1 protein-coding gene is annotated in these 526 nt (G+C 44.7%); it reads right to left on the bottom strand.

Annotation, left to right across the window (positions count from 1 at the left end; genetic code table 11):
- Positions 1-525, bottom strand: a 525-nt coding sequence (locus ACE01U_RS17010; protein ID WP_395580017.1) for a GTP-binding protein, incomplete at its 3' end; no start/stop codon positions are given.
- Position 526: the final 1 nt, after the last annotated feature.

Below are 526 nucleotides of genomic sequence, written 5' to 3'. Positions count from 1 at the left end.
AGCTGAACCACGGATAACTGGAGTGTCATCACCTGGGAAGTCATAAGTAGAAAGAAGTTCACGAACTTCCATTTCTACTAATTCAAGAAGTTCTTCATCATCAACAAGGTCACACTTGTTAAGGAATACAAGAATGTAAGGTACACCAACCTGACGAGAAAGAAGGATGTGTTCACGAGTCTGTGGCATTGGACCATCAGTCGCAGCACATACAAGGATCGCGCCGTCCATCTGAGCAGCACCAGTAATCATGTTTTTAACATAATCGGCGTGGCCCGGGCAGTCTACGTGTGCGTAGTGACGAGTTGGTGAATCGTATTCTACGTGTGAAGTATTAATTGTAATACCACGTGCTTTTTCTTCTGGTGCAGAGTCAATTGCAGCGTAGTCTTTCGCTTCACCACCGAATTTCTTCGCACATACAGTTGCAATTGCAGCTGTTAAAGTTGTTTTACCATGGTCAACGTGACCGATTGTGCCCACGTTAACGTGTGGCTTATTACGTTCAAACTTAGCCTTAGCCATG

The organism is Acinetobacter halobius, assembly GCF_044130335.1.
Taxonomy (GTDB): domain Bacteria; phylum Pseudomonadota; class Gammaproteobacteria; order Pseudomonadales; family Moraxellaceae; genus Acinetobacter.
This window is presented reverse-complemented; position numbering and strand designations above follow the sequence as displayed.